The sequence below is a fragment of the Pseudomonas sp. Irchel s3h14 genome, from assembly GCF_900187425.1.
GTDB lineage: Bacteria > Pseudomonadota > Gammaproteobacteria > Pseudomonadales > Pseudomonadaceae > Aquipseudomonas.
Map to the genome: position 1 here is coordinate 1 of NZ_FYDJ01000014.1, position 18,404 is coordinate 18,404.

At 60.7% G+C, this 18,404-nt stretch carries 15 protein-coding genes and 2 pseudogenes; 3 read left to right on the top strand and 14 right to left on the bottom strand.

Annotated features, from left to right (window positions below):
* The 4 genes and pseudogenes from CKW16_RS22710 to CKW16_RS22725 form a co-directional block, all read right to left on the bottom strand.
* Positions 1 to 301, bottom strand: a pseudogene (locus tag CKW16_RS22710) (glycine dehydrogenase (aminomethyl-transferring)); the annotation flags it as partial.
* An 11-nt stretch (positions 302 to 312) separates the two neighbouring features.
* The gene (gene gcvH, locus CKW16_RS22715) at positions 313 to 696 is read right to left on the bottom strand and encodes a glycine cleavage system protein GcvH (RefSeq protein ID WP_095130820.1); all 384 of its coding nucleotides are present in this window, start codon (positions 694 to 696) and stop codon (positions 313 to 315) included.
* Positions 697 to 1,128: 432 nt separating this feature from the next.
* Positions 1,129 to 2,637 (bottom strand): sigma-54-dependent transcriptional regulator, encoded by a 1,509-nt coding sequence (locus tag CKW16_RS22720; RefSeq protein ID WP_046049473.1) that lies wholly within the window; start codon positions 2,635 to 2,637, stop codon positions 1,129 to 1,131.
* Between the two features lie 199 nt (positions 2,638 to 2,836).
* The gene (locus CKW16_RS22725) at positions 2,837 to 3,202 is read right to left on the bottom strand and encodes a DUF5064 family protein (protein ID WP_095130823.1); all 366 of its coding nucleotides are present in this window, start codon (positions 3,200 to 3,202) and stop codon (positions 2,837 to 2,839) included.
* Between the two features lie 179 nt (positions 3,203 to 3,381).
* On the opposite strand from CKW16_RS22725, the gene CKW16_RS22730 reads away from it, so the two are divergent.
* Positions 3,382 to 4,245, top strand: a complete 864-nt coding sequence (locus tag CKW16_RS22730; protein WP_095130825.1) for a DNA-3-methyladenine glycosylase — start codon at positions 3,382 to 3,384, stop codon at positions 4,243 to 4,245.
* 133 nt (positions 4,246 to 4,378) lie between these two features.
* Here the strand turns inward: CKW16_RS22730 and CKW16_RS22735 are convergent, their stop codons facing one another.
* From CKW16_RS22735 to gap, 10 genes and pseudogenes are all read right to left on the bottom strand, one after another.
* Positions 4,379 to 5,710, bottom strand: a complete 1,332-nt coding sequence (locus tag CKW16_RS22735) for a CoA transferase (protein ID WP_095130827.1) — start codon at positions 5,708 to 5,710, stop codon at positions 4,379 to 4,381.
* A 172-nt stretch (positions 5,711 to 5,882) separates the two neighbouring features.
* The gene (locus CKW16_RS32930; protein WP_371918047.1) at positions 5,883 to 6,638 is read right to left on the bottom strand and encodes a methyl-accepting chemotaxis protein; all 756 of its coding nucleotides are present in this window, start codon (positions 6,636 to 6,638) and stop codon (positions 5,883 to 5,885) included.
* A gap of 150 nt (positions 6,639 to 6,788) precedes the next feature.
* Positions 6,789 to 8,021 (bottom strand): annotated as a pseudogene (locus CKW16_RS32935) (chemotaxis protein); the annotation flags it as partial.
* A 178-nt stretch (positions 8,022 to 8,199) separates the two neighbouring features.
* Positions 8,200 to 8,589, bottom strand: coding sequence for a YbaN family protein (locus CKW16_RS22745; protein WP_095131002.1), 390 nt, complete (start codon positions 8,587 to 8,589; stop codon positions 8,200 to 8,202).
* A 133-nt stretch (positions 8,590 to 8,722) separates the two neighbouring features.
* Positions 8,723 to 9,331, bottom strand: coding sequence for a biliverdin-producing heme oxygenase (locus CKW16_RS22750; RefSeq protein ID WP_095130831.1), 609 nt, complete (start codon positions 9,329 to 9,331; stop codon positions 8,723 to 8,725).
* A gap of 110 nt (positions 9,332 to 9,441) precedes the next feature.
* Positions 9,442 to 12,006 carry a TonB-dependent receptor gene (locus CKW16_RS22755; protein ID WP_095130832.1) on the bottom strand — a complete coding sequence of 855 codons (2,565 nt, stop codon included), beginning with the start codon at positions 12,004 to 12,006 and terminating at the stop codon, positions 9,442 to 9,444.
* A gap of 122 nt (positions 12,007 to 12,128) precedes the next feature.
* Positions 12,129 to 13,109 (bottom strand): FecR domain-containing protein, encoded by a 981-nt coding sequence (locus CKW16_RS22760; RefSeq protein WP_371918046.1) that lies wholly within the window; start codon positions 13,107 to 13,109, stop codon positions 12,129 to 12,131.
* Between the two features lie 124 nt (positions 13,110 to 13,233).
* A complete protein-coding gene (locus CKW16_RS22765; RefSeq protein ID WP_033056830.1) occupies positions 13,234 to 13,752 on the bottom strand; it encodes an RNA polymerase sigma factor in 519 nt (172 codons plus the stop codon).
* A 77-nt stretch (positions 13,753 to 13,829) separates the two neighbouring features.
* Entirely contained in the window at positions 13,830 to 14,294 is a 465-nt protein-coding gene (locus CKW16_RS22770; RefSeq protein WP_008155845.1) for a methylglyoxal synthase, read from the bottom strand.
* 29 nt (positions 14,295 to 14,323) lie between these two features.
* Positions 14,324 to 15,325, bottom strand: a complete 1,002-nt coding sequence (gene gap, locus CKW16_RS22775; protein WP_095130836.1) for a type I glyceraldehyde-3-phosphate dehydrogenase — start codon at positions 15,323 to 15,325, stop codon at positions 14,324 to 14,326.
* A 220-nt stretch (positions 15,326 to 15,545) separates the two neighbouring features.
* Between gap and edd the strand changes: the two genes are divergently transcribed.
* Both edd and CKW16_RS22785 read left to right on the top strand, forming a co-directional pair.
* The gene (gene edd, locus CKW16_RS22780) at positions 15,546 to 17,372 is read left to right on the top strand and encodes a phosphogluconate dehydratase (RefSeq protein ID WP_046049478.1); all 1,827 of its coding nucleotides are present in this window, start codon (positions 15,546 to 15,548) and stop codon (positions 17,370 to 17,372) included.
* On the top strand, positions 17,369 to 18,319 hold the full coding sequence (locus CKW16_RS22785) for a glucokinase (protein ID WP_095130838.1): 951 nt from the start codon (positions 17,369 to 17,371) through the stop codon (positions 18,317 to 18,319). Before edd ends, CKW16_RS22785 begins: the two co-directional genes overlap by 4 nt.
* Positions 18,320 to 18,404: the final 85 nt, after the last annotated feature.

Below are 18,404 nucleotides of genomic sequence, written 5' to 3' on the forward strand. Positions count from 1 at the left end.
GCAGGTTGCGCAGGATCGGCGACGGCGTGTGGGTGCCGTAGTAGCCCTGGCCGATGTAGGTCTTGAACAGCTGGTTGTTGCCGGCGATGGACTTGATCAAGGCCAGGGCATCGGCTTCGCTCAGGCCGTCTTCGAGGCCGAGGACGCTGGTGCCCTTGATGCTGTCGGGGATGACGCTGGCGCTCAGGGCTTCCAGGGAATCGAAGCCGAGGCTGTTGAGCATGGCTTGCTCGTCGCCGGCGCGCGGGCCGATGTGGCGGGCGATGAATTCGTTGGCAGTGGTCAGGCTTACTTGGGTCATGTCAGCGCTCCTCAGGCTTCGGCGTTGGCTTTGATCAGACGGTCGTAGGCGTCTTGATCCAGCAGTTTGGCGACAGCCGATGCATCGGTTGGCTGGAAGCGGAAGAACCAGCCTTCGCCCAGCGGATCTTCGTTGACCAGTTCAGGGCTGCTGTCCAGCGCCGGGTTCACTTCCAGCACTTCACCGTCCAGCGGCATGTACACGCCGCTCGCGGCTTTTACCGATTCCACGGTGGCGGCTTCAGCGCCTTTGTCGTAGGACTGCAGCTCAGGCAGTTGTACGAAAACCACGTCGCCCAGGGCGTTCTGTGCGAAAGCGGTGATGCCGACTGTGACGCTGCCGTCAGCTTCGGTACGCAGCCATTCGTGATCTTCAGTAAAACGCAACTTGCTCATGGAAACTCCTAAGGGGGCCAGACTCGTCTGGTGGACGCGATTGAATGCTTGGGCAAAAGCCCTGCTTTATAAGCGGTTACTAAGCAAAATCGCGGCCAATGTTTTTTAATCGTTATAAATCAATAGCTTATATGTTTGTTCGAGGTGCAAGGATTTGCTGGCTGTAGCGAAATCGCTACAGCCCAAGGCGGAGAAAAAAGCCTAAGTGGATCAAAGCCTTGCACAGCGGTGATCGGGAGGGGGTGTAGCGATATCGTTCCGCTGTAGCGCTTTCAGTACAGATGGAGGTCGTTTTTGAGTTGAGTAAATGATCGTTCCCACGCTCTGAGTGGGAATGCCTCAATGGACGCTCTGCGTCCGCTTTGGGACGCGGAGCGTCCCGGGCTGCATTCCCACGCAGAGCGTGGGAACGATCAATCAACCGAGTAGAACCTATGGCTTATTGGGAATGCCGTACTTGCGCAACCGATGGGCGATGGCGGTGTGGGAGGTTTGCAGCCGGCTGGCCAGTTGGCGGGTCGAGGGATAGCTGACGTAGAGTTTTTCCAGCAGGGTCTTCTCGAACTCTTCCATCGCCTGTTCGAGGCTATCGACGTCGCTGTCACTCTGGCGGGCCACGGAGGTGCCAGCGATATCGAGGTCGCCAATATCGACCAGGCTGCTTTCGCAAATCGCCGCGGCGCGGAAGATCACGTTCTGCAGTTGCCGTACGTTGCCCGGCCAGCGGTTTCCCAGTAATGCCGGGTAAGTGCCGGGCGCCAGGCGACAGACCGGGCGCTGGATTTGCGCGCAAGCCTGCTGCATGAAGTAGCGGGCCAGCAGCAGGATGTCCTGGCCGCGTTCGCGCAGGGGCGGGACTTCGACGTTGAGGACGTTGAGGCGATAGAAGAGGTCTTCGCGGAACGAACCTTCGCTGACCATTTTTTCCAGATCGCGGTGCGTGGCGCTGAGGATCCGCACATTGACCTTCACCTCACGATCCCCGCCCACCCGGCGGAAGCTGCCGTCGTTCAAGAAGCGCAGCAATTTTGCCTGCAAGTACGGCGACATCTCGCCGATCTCATCGAGAAACACCGTGCCCTGGTTGGCCAGTTCCATCAGCCCCGGTTTGCCGCCCCGTTGTGCGCCGGTGAAGGCGCCGGGGGCGTAGCCGAACAGTTCGCTTTCGGCGAGGTTCTCCGGCAATGCCGCGCAGTTCAGCGCCAAAAATGGCGAACTGTGCCGAGCGCTGATGGCGTGGCAGGCACGCGCCACCAGTTCTTTGCCGGTGCCGGTTTCGCCCTGGATCAACAACGGCGCATCAAGGGCCGCAACACGCTGGGCACGGGCCTTGAGGGTCCGGATCGCCGGGGACTCCCCAAGCAGCGCATCGAAACCTTCGGCATGGTCATGATGCAGCGCCGACAGGCGTTCGCCGATGCGGTTCGGTTGATACAGGGTCAGCAGGGCGCCGGCGTCGGTAATCGGTGTGGCGTCCAGCAGCAACGTCTGGCCGTTGACAGTGACTTCCCGTAGCGGCAGGCGGAAGCCGTTTTCCAGCAGGGCTTCGAGCAGTGTCGGGTCGGCGAACAGGTCGGCGATGCTTTCGCCGTCAGGTTCGCGACCGTACAACGCAATCAGTGCCGGGTTGGCCAGCAGCACCTTGCCGGCACTGTCCAGCGCCAAAACCGGGTCAGTCATGGCCGCGAGCAACGCATCAAGCTGCAGGTGCCGACGCTGACCGGGAAGAATGTCGACCACCGTCACCGCTTGCACGCCGCGCACGCTGAACAACGCATCGCGCAGCTCTTCGAGGACTTCCGGGCTCAGCGTCGGGGCGTCGATGTAGACGTTGGGCGGAACCATTTCCACCGCATCCAGATTGAGATTGCGCCCACCGAGCAGGGCCAGGACTTCCTGGGTAATGCCGACGCGGTCGATGAAGCTGACGTGGATACGCATGGGGCGTTTTTGGGTTCTGGAATGCGGAGGGTGGCAAGTATGCCTTGGAGGAGGGCTGGGGTGAAATCTTGAGATGTATTGATCGTTCCCACGCTCCTGCGTGGTAACGCCGCCATGGACGCTCCGCGTCCACACTGACGCGGAGCGTCAGGGGATGCATTCCCACGCAGGAGCGTGGGAACGATCAGTGTCATGGCCTTCAGATTCGATCCAGATGCTCAGGTTTGACCGGGTCGCCGGATTTGACGTCGAGCTGCGCCCGCACATCTTCAAACATGGCGTCGTACTCCTTGTGTATCGAGCCGATACTGACCTCTTTGGGCATCCCGTACTTCTGCGCGATGTGTGTGGCATGCCGGGCGAAGTCGAAGGCCTGATCCTTGGGCAGGAAGAATTCTTCCTTCAACTCCTTGTCCCCAACCGTGCCATGCATCTTGAACAGCATGCCTTCGCCTTCCTTGGGATCCTGGCTGACTGCATATTCGATGTGCAGGTTGTAACCGTAATCGTCCTTGGTCAGCGCATGGCGCTCGATGTGCAGGTGACCGGGCTCGAACATAGCCATTTAGCGTTTCTCCTTCAAAAAGGCATTGAATCAGGGCAGACCTCAGGCCTGCCCTCGGAGTTTCTTTTATTGATAGCTTATCCGGGTGTCGCCGTGTCCGAGAGTGGACCGATCACCGCGACTTTTCCAGTCTGTCGGGCGAACGTAATTCATCCTGGTCAGCGTAAATCGGAGGCGTTATGAAGGTGCTGCTGGAGTACCCACCGCCCTATGACTGGTCGGCGATGCTGGGGTTTTTGTCGGCGCGGGCGATTGTCGGGATCGAGGTCGTGGTTGACGGCGTTTACTCGCGCAGCATCGGGTTGAACGGTGTTCATGGCACGTTTTCGATCGAGCCCGCGGCGACGGATGCACTTGAAGTGACACTGGATTTTCCTGATTCAACGGCGGTGCCGGAGATCATCGCGCGGCTGCGGCGGATGTTTGATCTGGATGCGGACCTGGCAACGATTCATCGGCAACTGGCTGTTGACCCCTTGATGGCGCGGTTGATTGCCGAGCGTGCGGGGTTGCGGGTGCCGGGGGCGTGGGATGGCCTGGAGTTGGCGATTCGCGCGGTGTTGGGGCAGCAGATTAGCGTGGGCGCGGCGATTAAACTGGCGGGGAAACTGGTGGCGCAGCATGGCGAGCCGTTGGCTTCGTCGTTGCCCGGCGTGACCCATGTATTTCCTCAGGCCGCCGCTTTGGCATCAGTGGATTTGGCAACGTTGGGGATGCCGAAAAGCCGTGGTCGAACCCTGTCGGGTGTGGCTCAGGCGTTGCTCGATGATCCTTTACTGTTTGAGCCGGATCGTGAGGGCGGCGTTGCGCGGCTGCTGGCGTTGCACGGGATTGGTGACTGGACGGCGCAATACATTGCCTTGCGGCAGTTGCGCGATCTGGATGCGTTTCCACGCGGGGATGTGGGGTTGATCAATGCGTTGGCAGCGCTTGAAGGTGAGGCGGTGACGGCTCGGCAACTGTTGCAGCGCGCTGAAGTGTGGCGACCTTACCGAGGCTATGCGGCGCAGCTGCTTTGGACATCACTGAGTCGAACGGACTGAATATTGATCGAACATCTATGCTGAATGTTCGGGCTCCTTCGCGAGCAAGCCCGCTCCCACACTTAATCGCATTCCATCTGGATGAACCCGGTCAAATGTGGGAGCGGGCTTGCTCGCGAAGGCTATCGGACAGTCACCACCACTGCGCGCGATGGGAACCCAGTTCGCTGGCCGCAAGAGCCCACTGCAACGGCGTCCCCGTAATCTTCAGTGGCACATGAAGTCGATGCGCCGGTCCCCAAGGCGTCTGTTCAACCAACAGCCCTTGATCGTTGTCATCCTCCGCCCGCAACGGCTCATCTGTTCCCGCACCATTTTCAATCAGCAACTTCGCCGTACGCGCCAACGACAACCGCGCCGATCCACTACGCCCCAACAATCGAATCGCACTGGCCGCCATCAAATACCCGGTGGCGTGATCGAGCGCTTGCAAGGGTAATGGCGTCGGCTTGTCCGCGCGTTTCCACTGCATGCCGGCGTCGGCGATTCCGCTGCTCATTTGCACCAGGCTGTCGAAGCCGCGGCGGTTCTGCCACGGGCCGCTCCAACCGTAAGCATTGAGGCTGACGTCGATCAGGCCGGGCGCCAGTTTCTGGCGTTCGGCGACACCGTAACCCAGGCGTTCCAGTGCGTCGGCGCGGTAGCCGTGGAGCAGAATGTCAGCGTCCTTGAGCAGGCTTTCGAACACTGCGCGATCAGTCTTGTCGTGCAGGTTCAGGCGTGTGCAGCGTTTGCCCAGGGTGACTTCCGGCACCACGCCGGGTTCGTTCCAGGTCGGTGGGTCGATGCGCAAAACGTCGGCGCCGAGGCCTGCCAGGAAACGGCTGGCGATGGGGCCGGCGAGCACTCGAGTCAAATCCAGCACCTTGATTCCGGCCAGCGGTTGCGCCACCGAGCCTTGCCACGGTTTCGCGTTCTGGCGGCTGTTTTCAGCAAACTGAATCAGCGGCTCGGCGTTCACGGCCTGACCTTGAGGGTGCGCCTGCCATTGCGCCCAGCTACGCATCTCGGCGGCGCAGCCACCGGCATCGACCACGGCCTGCTCCAGATCGCTTTTGGCCCATTGAGCAACCTTGCTCGCCATCGCTGCACGGTCAGCGCAGGCACCAAGAATGGTTTCGGCAGCGGCGCGGTGATGGGGCGCGTTGGTGTGCAGGCGGATCCAGCCGTCATTGGTCGCGTAGTCACCGGCGACCGGATCCCACAGCGGCGGGACGCTCCAGCCTACCGGGCGGATCGAAGTGGCGAACCAGAAAGAGGCCAGGCGCCGATCGACCTCAAGGCTGGGTAAGCGACCGGTTTGTTGCTGCAACCATTCGCTGACAGCCTGGCCGGCAGCGGCAATGCTGGCGCTTGCCAGGTCGGTGACGGCAAACGCCGAGGGCAGGGCGCCGCTTGAGGTGAACTTGACCTGTGTGTGAGGCAAGCCAAGTGCGGCTTGAATGGACGTGAGTAAATCAGTCATTGAAGGCCCTCCGGGAGAGGGCCTGATCATAGATCAAAAAATTGCCAGGCCGGATGAAATCCCCTTGTGGGAGCGGGCTTGCTCGCGAAGGCGGTGGGTCAGCAACATTGATATCGACTGACACTACGCTTTCGCGAGCAAGCCCGCTCCCACATTGTTCGGTGGCGCCTGTTTAAACCCGAAACTGATCCATCAGTTTCATCTGATGCGAGGTCAACGAGTTGAGGTGGCTGCTGATCTGCGCCGATTCGGTGGCCTGGCCGGTCAGGGTTTCGGTGACGGTGCGGATTGCCGAGACGTTGCGGTTGACCTCTTCGGCCACCGCGCTTTGCTGTTCGGCGGCGCTGGCGATTTGCAGGTTCATGTCGCTGATGACCGTCACCGCGTCGCTGATTTTGCCCAAGGCCTGCACGGCTTGCTGGATCTGCCCGGCGTTGCTGTGAGCCTGGGTCTGGCTCGAATGCATGGTAGCAACCACGCCGCGAGTGCCGGTCTGGATGCGCTCGATGACAATGCGGATTTCTTCCACCGAATCTTGCGTACGTTTGGCCAGGTTGCGCACTTCATCAGCGACCACCGCAAACCCGCGACCGCTCTCGCCGGCACGCGCTGCTTCAATCGCCGCGTTGAGCGCCAGCAGGTTGGTTTGTTCGGCGATGCTGCGGATCACTTCCAGCACCGAACCGATCTGCTCGCTGTTGACTGCCAGTGCTTCGACTTCGGTCACCGCCTTACTGACTTCGTCGGCCAGTTGATTGATGTCGCGGGTGCTGCGTTCGATGATCTGCATGCCGTCGCGGGCCGACTGGTCGGCACCCTTGGCCGCGTTCGCCGCGTTCGACGCACTGTTGGCGACGTCGTGGGCGGTGGCGCTCATTTCGTTGGACGCAGTGGCGACCTGGTCGATTTCGCGGAACTGCACCTGCATGCCTTCGCTGGTCTGGCGGGCGATTTCCGAAGACTGGTCGGCCGTGCCGCGCGCATCGGTGATGCTTTGTTTGATCTGCGCGATGGTCGGTTGCAGCTTGTCGAGGAAGCGGTTGAACCAGCTCACCAGTTCGCCCAGTTCGTCTTTCTTGCTGTAGTGCAGACGCTGCGTCAGGTCGCCGTCGCCGCTGGCAATTGCCTTGAGCATCTCGGCCACGCTGTTGATCGGTCGAGTCACGCCGGACGCCGTCAGCCAGATCAGCAACAGTCCGACCAGACCGGCAATGACAGCGACTAGCACCGCTTTGATCGTGCCGCTTTGCTGGGCGTCATCGAGTACGGCTTGCAACTTGACCGAGTCGGCCAGCAGCACTTGTTTTGGCAGGTCGATCACCACGCCCCAGGCTTTGGACTCGGCAATCGGACTGACCGGGTACACCGCACGGATCAGGTCGCCCTGTTCGAGAATTTTCGGCGTCCCACCGCTGAGCAATTGCAGGACGTCCTTGCCGTCTGCGCCCAAAGTGTCGCCGATGCTTTTGCCGACCTTGCTTGCGTCCACGCTGTAACCGGCGAGCACGCCGCTGCCAGAGACGATCAGCATGTGCCCGGCGCTATTGAACAGATCGCGTTGGGAGTCGACAGCCGCTGCTTGCAGCGCGTCGAGGGCGATGTCCACACCGACCACGCCGATGGATTTGCCATCCACCAGCAGCGGTACGGAAATGGTGGTCATCAGCATTTCCTTGCCGGCGACGGTATCGGCATACGGGTCGAGCAAACAGGTGCGCTTGCTGTCGCGAGGGCAGGTGTACCAGCTGTTATAGGGTGTGCCGCTGAGGCTCAAGGTGGTTTTGGTCATGTCGTCCTCGACCATGATCGTATTGATCCCGACACCGCCAGCACGGCTCCAGTAGCTGGCGAAACGACCGGCTTCGTTGGACTGGCGAGCCGCATCGTTGGCGAATTCGCTGTCCTTGCCGTCGAGGCCATTGGGCTCGAATGCCAGCCAGATGCCGAGTACTTTGCTGTTGCGTTCGAAGGCGGTTTTCAGGCTCTGGTTCAACTCTTCACGCAGGACGCCGGCGTCAAGGGAGCGCTTGCTCGCCATGTTGCGCATGTCCTTGATCTGATCGGCCAGGGCGGTCACCACCAGCAGGCTTTCGCCGAAGGTCTTCTGCACCCGCACCGCTTGCTCGGCGGCCTTGGCCTGGAGCAGGTTCTGCACGCTGGCGGTGAGCATCTTGCTGCTGGAGGCGCTGACCAGTTCATCGTTCTGATCGGTCTGGTAGATGTTCATGCCGACGATCAGGACAACAACGCCAAGCAGGCACAGACCGGACAGCAGGACGATTTTCAGGCGGATGGAGAGAGAGTCGAACATAGGACGAACTCGCGAATGGATGAGGTGTTGGCTGTGAGTCGGGATCGACCCGGTTCGCCAAGTCCATTCAGCGCCATTTAATGCACATCGGCGTGGGCGGAGGTTGCATGAACGCGATGCCGACGAACGGTAACAGGTGAACGTTTGCGCAGGAAAATGCCCTGAAAAGGACGGAAATTCAGGAAATTGTCGGCAACGATTCCGGCCGCGACCAGATCCACAGATTGCCCAGGCTCATGCCGGCAATCGCCAGATAGATCGGCCAGCCATGATCGAGCATCACCAGCATCAACCCGGCGCACAGCAGCATGCTGACGGTGGCGCTGACCTTGGCTCGGCGGGCGATGATTTTGCCGTTGCGCCAGTTGCGCAGGATGGAACCGAACAGCCGATGGTTTTCCAGCCAGGCGCTCAGGCGCGGCGAACTTTTAGTCGCGGCCCAGGCGGCCAGCAGGATGAACTCGGTGGTCGGCAGGCCGGGTACGACGATGGCGATCAGGCCGATGCCCAGGCTGATGTAGGCCAGGAGACCGAAGAGGATTCGGGCGAGTTTTGAAGTGGTGCTCATAAAATTTACGATGCTTTTGTAGGAGCGAGCGATGCGGCGACCCGACTTGCCCGCGATTGGTTCGACGCGGTATGTCAGGCAGACCGCGTTATCGTTCTTCGCGGGCAAGCCTTGCTCCTACAGAAGGGGGGTGTCAGGCGAGTTCTGGGGTGGTGGTGTAAGCCTGTTCCAGCAGTACGGTGAAGCGGTTGAACGCGTCGATAGCGCCTTTATCCAACTCGGCTTCTTCTTGTGCGCTGAGTTCCAGCCCGTCGAGGGTTTTGACGAAGCTCTTCCAGCCTTCAGCGCGGCCACCGGCCGGCTCACCGAGATGACGAGCGCCGAAGGTTTCGCTTAACCCAAGACCCACGGCACGCTTGATCAGGAACGCCGCGCCAAGTTTCGAACCTTCCGACACGAACAGCCAACCCAGCGCCTCTGCTTTGGTTGGATTCTTCACCGCACCGGCGACGGGTGCTGGAACTTCGGTTTCCAGGTCCGCCAGATCTGCCTTGGCCGCTTCAGCACGGCAGCGAGCTGGCAGGTCCGGGACGATGGTGGTCAATTCGGCATCGTTGTACAGCGACACCAGTTCCGACTGAAACAAATACTGAGCCACCACGAAACGCGCGAAGTTGGCCTGGGTTTCGAACGGTGCGTGGGCTTTGACCAAGGCATCCAGCTTGGTATGAGGCTCGTTTGTGATCTGGTTCAAACGTTGCGAACGCAGAGCTGGGCGTTGAGCAGTGTCCTGAGCGGTCATGAGAAGTCCTTGAGAAAAAGAGGCGCTTGGTAACGAGACGAACGGGGCGGCGCCAGACAGTAAAAAAATCCCCCGCGCTCCTATGAAAAGAGCGCAGGGAGGACACTGGGTCAGATATCCCAGACCAGATTGATCGCGAAGTTACGGCCGGGTTGGGTCAGGCGATCGAGGTTGGCCGGTTGAGTCACCGAGGCTTCGCCGACGCTGTCGTAACCGCGCACGTCATCCCACTGCCAGTACTTCTTGTTGGTCAGGTTGTACAAACCGGCGTTGACGGTTACGTCGTCGGTCACCTTGTAGAAACCGGCCAGGTCGAGCACGCCATAGCCCGGGGTTTTGAACTGGGTGCTGGTGCCGTCAGGGGTTTTGAAGCTGGTGCTGTCGACGCGAGTCTTGCGTTTGACCAGTGTCCAGCTCATCAGGGCGCCGTAGTTGTCCTGGTCGTAACCCAGGCCGAACACACCAGTCAGCGGGTTGATGCTGTTAAGCGGCTGGCCGCTGTCATCGTTTCGGCCATACAGATAGGCCACCGAACCTTGGGTGTAGAGACCGGTCGGGGCGCCGAAGCTGTCCAGGTTCAGGCGACCCTTGAGCTCCAGGCCCTTGATGGTGGCGTGCGCGATGTTGTTGCTCTGGAAAGTGGTCTCCGTGTAGCCGGGCGTGATGGCGTTCTCGTCGATGAAGTCGCGGTATTTGTTGTAGAACACCGCCACATCGAAAGTGCCTGCCTCGAACTGGCCGCGCAGGCCGGTTTCATAGCTCTTGCTCTTTTCCGGTTCCAGATCAGGATTCGGTGCGACCTGATAGCCGCCGGCCAGGTTTTCAAAGCGACCGTACAGCGCCTTGGCGGTCGGCGTGCGGAAGCCTTCTGCGTACTGGCCATACCAGGTGTAGTGGTCGTTGAAGCTATAGGTGGTGCCGAATTTTGGCGACAGACGATGCCAGGTCTTGGTGTCCTCGCTCACCACACCGTTGCCGCTCTGGTCGGCGGTGACCAGGAATTCGTCGGTGATGTGCGGCTTGAGCTCGGTGTAGTCGTAGCGTGCGCCGGGCAGGAAAGTCCAGTTGCCCCAACTGATCTGATCCTGGGCGAACAGGCTGTAGCTGTTGATGGTCGGATCCGGGAAGTCGCTGGCGGGTTTCAGTGTGTCGGCGGCGCTGGCGGCACCGATGACCCGGCAAGCGCCGGCCACGGTCAGGCAGGTGCCGCTGCCGGTGCGCAGACCGGTGACTTTGTCCTGTTTGATCGTGGTGCCGTAAGTAATGGTGTGGTCGGTGTCGGCGATGGCAAACGACTTGTCAGCCTGGGCATCGAACACCCATTGGCGATCCTTGTAGGTGGTATCGCGGTTGCGCAGCACCGTGCGCGACGGCGCGTAGATTTCTTCGGTGCTCTGGTCGGTCTTGGCGATCTGGTAATTCAGCGTCCACTTGATGTTGTCAGCCAGGACGCTGTCCAGGCCGAAGCTGTGTTCCAGACCGAAGCGTTCGCGGGTGACGGTGTCGTTGCCGGTACGGGATTTATAGAAGCCGAAACCGCGTCCTGCGTTGAACGGGCCGCCCACTGCGCTCAGCTGGTTAGTGTCGCGGTCATCCTTGTAGTGCTCGTAGGTCAGGCCGAAGCGCGCATCGTCGGCGTAGTCCCAGCCCAGTTTGGCCAGCACGTTGGTGGTGCGCACGTCCTCGGGGTTGGCCTCGGTGCGATTCAGGCCGGTGCCGCCGGTTTCGCCGTAGGACTCTGTTTCATGACCATTGCGCTGACTCAAGTGCAACAGGCCGTCGAAGTCGCCGGTGCGGCCGGCCACGGTGCCGGAGGTCAACCAGCTGTCGTCGGCCGAGCTGTAGCCCGTTTTCAGGCGTGCGCCGACATCCTTGCCCGGTTTGATGATGTCGTCCGGGTCCAGCGTGTAGTAGCTGACCGCGCCGCCGATGGCGTTGCTGCCGTAGAGCACGGATGCCGGGCCGCGCAGAATCTCGACGCGCTTGACGATCTCGGGGTCGACGTAGTTGCGGTTGGTCTGGGCGTAAGGGCCGTTGAAGAAACTGTCGGGCACCTGCACACCGTCGATCTGGGTCAGTACGCGGTCGCCGTCGATACCGCGGATGTTGTAGCCAGTGAGGCCGGCGCGTTGACCGGCGCCGCCCACCGAAACACCGGGCTCGTAGCGCACCAGATCCTTGATGTTATTCACGTTGTTGCGGTCCAGCTCTTCGCGGGTGTGGACGGTGACAGTGCTCGGCACGCTGTTCACGTCTTGCTCCTGGCGGGTGGCGCTAATGGTCACCTGGTCCAGGTTGAGCGCGTTACTGTTGCTGCGCTTCTCCAGCACGATGTTGTTGGTGCCCAGTTTGCGATAGCTCAGGTTGGTCCCCACCAACAGGCGATCGAGGGCTTTCTCTGGCGGCAGCGAACCCCGTACGCCCGGCGAGGCCACGCCTTCAGCCAATTCTGCCGGCAAGCCGACCTGCCAACCGGTCACGGCGGTAAAGGCATTGAGTGCCGAGACCAGCGACTGCTGAGGGATGGCGAACGCGTAATCACCCATGTTGCGGGTCGGTTGCTCTGCAGCGGTGGCAGCGCAGAGTTGCGCGCTGCCGGCCATCAGGATGGCGGCAGTCAGCAGCGACAGCACGCGAGAAGGTGAAGAAGGTTGGCGGGTAAGGCGAGAGGACATCGATAGCGCTCCGTGTCGCACGAATCTTTATAGGTGCTGATCCGAATCAGTAGATGCGAATCAATTGCATTGGCTATAACGAGACGTACGGGGTTTGGCTATCGAGTAAAAATAATTCTCATTTAGTTCAAAATCACCAGCGCCGGGAATTCCTGGAGTCGCGCCGAGGTGATGTGGGCCAGCGAACGAACCACGTCCAATGGCTGGTCGAGGCGGTAATTGCCGGTGACGGCGATGTCGGCCAACTGCTCGTTGTTGTTGATGATCCAGCCTGGGTAGTAACGGCGCAGCTCTGCCAGCACCTGGCTTAGCGGGCAGTTTTCAAACACCAGTCGACCCTGGACCCACGCCAGGTCGGTCGCGGCATCGAGTTTGGCGGGGCGATCGAAACCGTTGGGGCCGATGCGGACGCTTTCTCCGGCGGACAATCGAATTCGCGCGTCATCGCGGGTTGCTCGCAAGTCGACATCCCCACGCTGCACCCGGACCTGTGCCACACCGTCCAGATAACGCACTGCAAACGCGGTGTCCCGAACGCTGGCCTTGACTGGCCCAGCGTCGATTTCCAGCGGCTGGCCACGATTGGCCGCCACCTCGAAAAACGCCTCGCCCTGATACAAACGGGCCACGCGCTGTTGATCGTTGATGGTGCTGGAGAAGGCCGAATTGGTATTGAGCAGGACCTTCGAGCCGTCCTCCAGTTGCAGACGCTGGCGTTCACCGACCACGGTCAGGTGATCAGCCTGCAGGCGAATCGGCAGATTACTGAAACTGAACAAACCGAGGATCAACACGGCGGCGGTGGCCAAAGGTTTCCAGTGCGGGCGCAGGCGCGACAGGACGGTCACTTTCGGCGGCCGGACGGCCAGGCTTTGCGCGCATTGCACGACCTGCGGGCCCTCCCAGATCGCCTGAGCCTTGGCGAACGCCTCGGCATGCAACGGATCGGCGACCAGCCAGTCGTGAAACTGTCGGGTCTGCTCCTCGCTCGGACTGTCCAGCACGATCAGCCAGTCCAGGGCCTGGTCCATCGTGCTTGCGGGGTCCCGCGCCGGGGAGGACGGAGGGGGGGCGGGGGGAGGCACTGGAAGCGTGTCCGTCACGGTGTTTCCTCGGCAGTGTCTTGGCACCGCTGTTTTTTTAGTGAAGCTTGAAAGTGGGGCAAGGGTAGCAAAGCCCGATAGTCAGTGCAGGTCATCCTCACACATAGAGAATTAACCTACAGATTCAGTCGCCGTTTAACCGTTCGGCCACGCCGATGCAGATCGCCATGATCAATTTCAGCTCCTTTTGCACGGTGCTCAATGACACGCCAAGCTTCTCGGCGATCTCCAGATAGCTGTGCCCGTGCAGACGACTGAGGATGAAAATCTGCTGCTGACGGGCGCTGAGTTCATTGAGGCTCACGTTCAAGCGCTCAAGCAGTTGTTCGGCATGGGCGGCGTCCTCGGCACTGCTGGCAGGGGCGGCGACGCTTTCCACCACGTCCAGCGGCACGTCGTCGAGCATCGTGCGCGACTGAATGCGCCGCGCACGCAAATGGTCCAGCGCCAGGTTGCGGGCGGTCTGGAAAACGAACGGTTCAAGGTGATCGATGGCCCGCTCACTGAGCGCCCGGGTCACTCGCAGGTAGGTCTCCTGCAGGAGGTCTTCGGCGGTGCTGTGATTGTTGACCATCCGCTCCAATGTGCGCAGCAGAGACACTCGCTGGGCGATGAAGACGTGATTGAAGCGAGATTGACTCACGGGAGGACCTGATCCATTTCGAGCGAATGATAATGCTTATCATCCGCTCGAGTGGTCAAGTATTGATTTGTGAAGGTTCAGGCGCGGCCCAGCAGATAGGTCGCGTAATCGGGGATCCGATGTTCGTGCGCCTGCTCCATCATCGGGCTGCTGAGCAGGTAGTCGGCGCTGCATTCGTTGCAGGCCACCGGAATGTTCCAGACCGCCGCGACTCGCAATAACGCCTTGATGTCCGGGTCGTGCGGCTGTGGTTCAAACGGGTCCCAGAAGAACACCAGCATGTCGACCCGCTGCTCGGCGATTCGCGCACCGAGTTGCTGGTCGCCGCCCAATGGGCCGCTGATCATGCTTTCCACAGGCAAATCCAGGCGTTGTTGCAACAACAACCCGGTGGTGCCAGTGGCGACCAGTTCATGCTGTGCGAGCCTGTCTTTCTGCCGCTCGGCCCAGTCCAGCAAAAACACTTTGCAGTGGTCATGGGCGACCAAGGCAATACGCTTGCGCGCTGCCATGGTCTTTTGCGTAAAGCTGATACCGATCATCGGTGCTGCTCCTGCTTTTTCACGGCGGCTTATTCAGCGTTGCACAGCGCCAGGCAGTTATCGAGCATGCGGTTGGAGAAGCCCCATTCGTTGTCGTACCAGGCCAGCACCTTGAGCAGCTTGCCGCTGGACTTGGTGTGGTTGGCGTCAAAGATCGACGACAGCGGGTTGTGGTTGAAGTCGCTGGAGACCAGCGGCAGGGTGTTGTAACCGAGAATCTTCGAGTGCTGGCTGGCTTCTTTCAGCAGCGCGTTCACTTCATCGGCCGACGCTTCGCGCTTGAGTTGCACGGTCAGGTCCACCAGCGACACGTTGATCACTGGAACACGCACCGACATGCCGGTCAGTTTGCCCGCCAGTTCCGGCAGCACCAGACCGACCGCTTCAGCCGCGCCGGTTTTGCTCGGGATCATGTTCTGGGTGGCCGAACGCGCACGGTACGGATCGACATGATAGACGTCGGTCAGGTGCTGATCGTTGGTGTAGGCGTGAATAGTGGTCATCAGACCGCTTTCGATACCCAGCTCGCGGTGCAACACCTGGGCCACCGGGGCCAGGCAGTTGGTGGTGCACGAAGCATTGGAAATAATCTGGTGCGATTGGCGCAGAATGTCGTGGTTAACGCCATATACCACCGTGGCGTCGGCGCCTTTGGCCGGGGCGGAGATGATCACTTTGCGTGCGCCGGCCGTAATATGCGCGGCGGCTTTGGCGCGGTCGGTGAACAAACCGGTGCATTCGAATACGACGTCAATCTGCTCGGCAGCCCACGGCAGCTCGGCCGGGTTGCGAATGGCGCTGACTGAAATACGGTCACCGTTGACGGTCAGGGTTTCCTGATCGTGCTGGACATCGGCATCGAACGTGCCGTGAACAGTGTCGTACTTGAGCAGATGAGCGTTCATCGCGCTGTCGCCCAGGTCATTGATGGCAACGATCTGCAGATCCTGGCGATACCCTTGGGTATACAGTGCGCGCAGGACGTTACGGCCAATTCGGCCAAAACCATTGATTGCGATTCGAAGAGTCATTTAACAGGGCCGCCGTCGTTTTGTTGTTGGAATTACAAGATTATTCGCATAAAAATAGAAAACAAGCCTTTTTAATGGCAATATTTTGTTCAATCTACAACGAGTGACCTGAATCAACTGGTCCGACCGATCAAGAAAACCGTCTGTCATCCCATCGACAACGGCTCTTGTTCAGCATAGACAATCAGGTCGCCACATCCGTTAGCCTGGAGTTCTAAACATGCATCCCCGCGTCCTTGAGGTCACCGAACGGCTTATCGCCCGTAGCCGCGCCACGCGTGAGGCTTACCTTGCACTGATTCGTGGTGCTGCCAGCGACGGTCCCATGCGCGGCAAGCTGCAATGCGCCAACTTCGCCCACGGCGTGGCCGGTTGCGGCACCGACGACAAGAACAGTCTGCGGATGATGAACTCCGCGAACATTGCGATTGTTTCGTCCTATAACGACATGCTCTCGGCGCACCAGCCGTACGAAGTCTTTCCTGAACAGATCAAAAAAGCCCTGCGCGAAATCGGCTCCGTCGGTCAGTTCGCCGGCGGCACCCCGGCCATGTGCGATGGCGTGACCCAAGGCGAACCGGGCATGGAACTGAGCCTGCCGAGCCGCGAAGTGATTGCGCTGTCCACTGCCGTGGCGCTGTCCCACAACATGTTCGACGGCGCGCTGATGCTCGGCATCTGCGACAAAATCGTGCCGGGCCTGATGATGGGCGCGCTGCGTTTCGGTCATCTGCCGACGATCTTCGTGCCGGGCGGGCCGATGGTCTCGGGCATTTCCAACAAGCAGAAAGCCGACGTGCGCCAGCGCTATGCCGAAGGTAAGGCCAGCCGCGAAGAGCTGCTGGAATCGGAAATGAAGTCCTACCACAGCCCTGGCACTTGCACCTTTTACGGCACCGCCAACACCAACCAGCTGCTGATGGAAGTCATGGGCCTGCACTTGCCGGGCGCCTCTTTCGTCAACCCGAACACCCCGTTGCGCGATGCCCTGACCCGCGAAGCGGCGCATCAGGTCACGCGTCTGACCAAACAGAGCGGCGACTTCATGCCGATCGGCGAAATCGTCGACGAACGTTCGCTGGTCAACTCCATCGTGGCCCTGCACGCCACCGGCGGCTCGACCAATCACACCTTGCACATGCCGGCGATCGCCATGGCGGCGGGCATTCAACTGACCTGGCAAGACATGGCCGACCTCTCCGAGGTGGTGCCGACCCTGAGCCACGTCTACCCGAACGGCAAAGCCGACATCAACCACTTCCAGGCGGCGGGCGGCATGTCGTTCCTGATCCGCGAACTGCTGGAAGCCGGGCTGCTGCACGAAAACGTCAACACGGTGCTGGGCCACGGCCTGAGCCGCTACACCATGGAACCGTTCCTCGAAAACGGCGAACTGGTCTGGCGCGAAGGCCCGATCGAAAGTCTCGACGAAACTATCCTGCGTCCGGTGGCGCGCGCGTTCTCGCCAGAGGGCGGCTTGCGGGTGATGGAAGGCAACCTCGGCCGCGGTGTGATGAAAGTGTCCGCCGTCGCGTTGGAAAATCAGGTCGTCGAAGCACCGGCTATGGTGTTCCAGGATCAACAGGACTTGGCTGATGCGTTCAAGGCCGGTTTGCTCGAGAAGGATTTCGTCGCCGTGATGCGCTTCCAGGGCCCGCGCTCCAACGGCATGCCGGAGCTGCACAAGATGACGCCGTTCCTCGGCGTGCTGCAGGACCGCGGGTTCAAAGTCGCGCTGGTCACCGACGGGCGCATGTCCGGTGCGTCGGGGAAAATCCCGGCGGCGATTCACGTCAGCCCCGAAGCGTATGTGGGCGGCGCTTTGGCACGCGTCCAAGAGGGCGATATCATCCGCGTCGATGGCGTCAAAGGCACCCTGGAGCTTAAGGTGGACGCCGACGAATTCGCAGCGCGCGAACCTGCCAAGGGCCTGTTGGGCAATAACATTGGCAGTGGGCGCGAACTGTTTGGTTTCATGCGCATGGCCTTCAGCTCGGCGGAGCAGGGCGCCAGCGCCTTTACTTCTGCCCTGGAGACGCTTAATTGAAACTGGCTTTGGTCGGTGACATCGGTGGGACCAACGCACGTTTCGCGTTGTGGAAAAACCAGCAGCTGGAATCGGTCCAGGTGCTGGCGACGGCCGACCACGCCAGCCCGGAAGAGGCGATTGCCCTCTACCTGAGCGGGCTGGGTCTGGCGCCGGGTTCAATCGGTTCGGTGTGCCTGTCGGTGGCCGGTCCCGTCAGCGGCGATGAGTTCAAGTTCACCAACAATCACTGGCGACTGAGCCGCAAGGGGTTCTGCCAGACCTTGCAGGTGGATCAACTGTTGCTGGTCAACGACTTCTCGGCGATGGCGCTGGGCATGACCCGTTTGCAGCCGGACGAGTTTCGGGTGGTCTGCGAAGGTACGCCGGAACCGTTGCGGCCGGCGGTGGTGATCGGTCCGGGGACTGGCCTCGGTGTTGGCACGTTGCTGGATCTGGGCGAAGGTCGTTTCGCTGCGTTGCCGGGGGAGGGCGGTCACGTCGATTTGCCGCTGAGCAGTCCGCGGGAAACTCAGTTGTGGCAGCACATCTTCAATGAGATCGGCCATGTCAGCGCTGAAACGGCATTGAGCGGCAGCGGTTTGCCGCGGGTCTATCGGGCGATTTGTGCGGTGGACGGTCATGAACCGGTGCTGGATTCCCCCGAGTCGATTACCGCGGCCGGTCTGGCCGGCGATCCGATTGCCCTGGAAGTCCTTGAGCAGTTCTGCTGCTGGCTGGGGCGTGTGGCCGGCAACAACGTGCTGACCACCGGTGCGCGTGGTGGCGTGTACATCGTGGGCGGGGTGATTCCGCGGTTTGCCGATTTCTTCATCGAAAGCGGTTTCGCCCGGTGCTTCGCCGACAAGGGCTGCATGAGCGATTACTTCAAAGGCATCCCGGTGTGGCTGGTGACGGCACCGTACTCCGGCCTGGTTGGCGCGGGTGTGGCGCTCGACCAGTCCTGAGACCGAGTCGCCTTCATCGCGGGCAAGCCATGCTCCTACAGAATTGGAGTCGTTCACAAAAATGGCGACCAACCCTATACCTGTA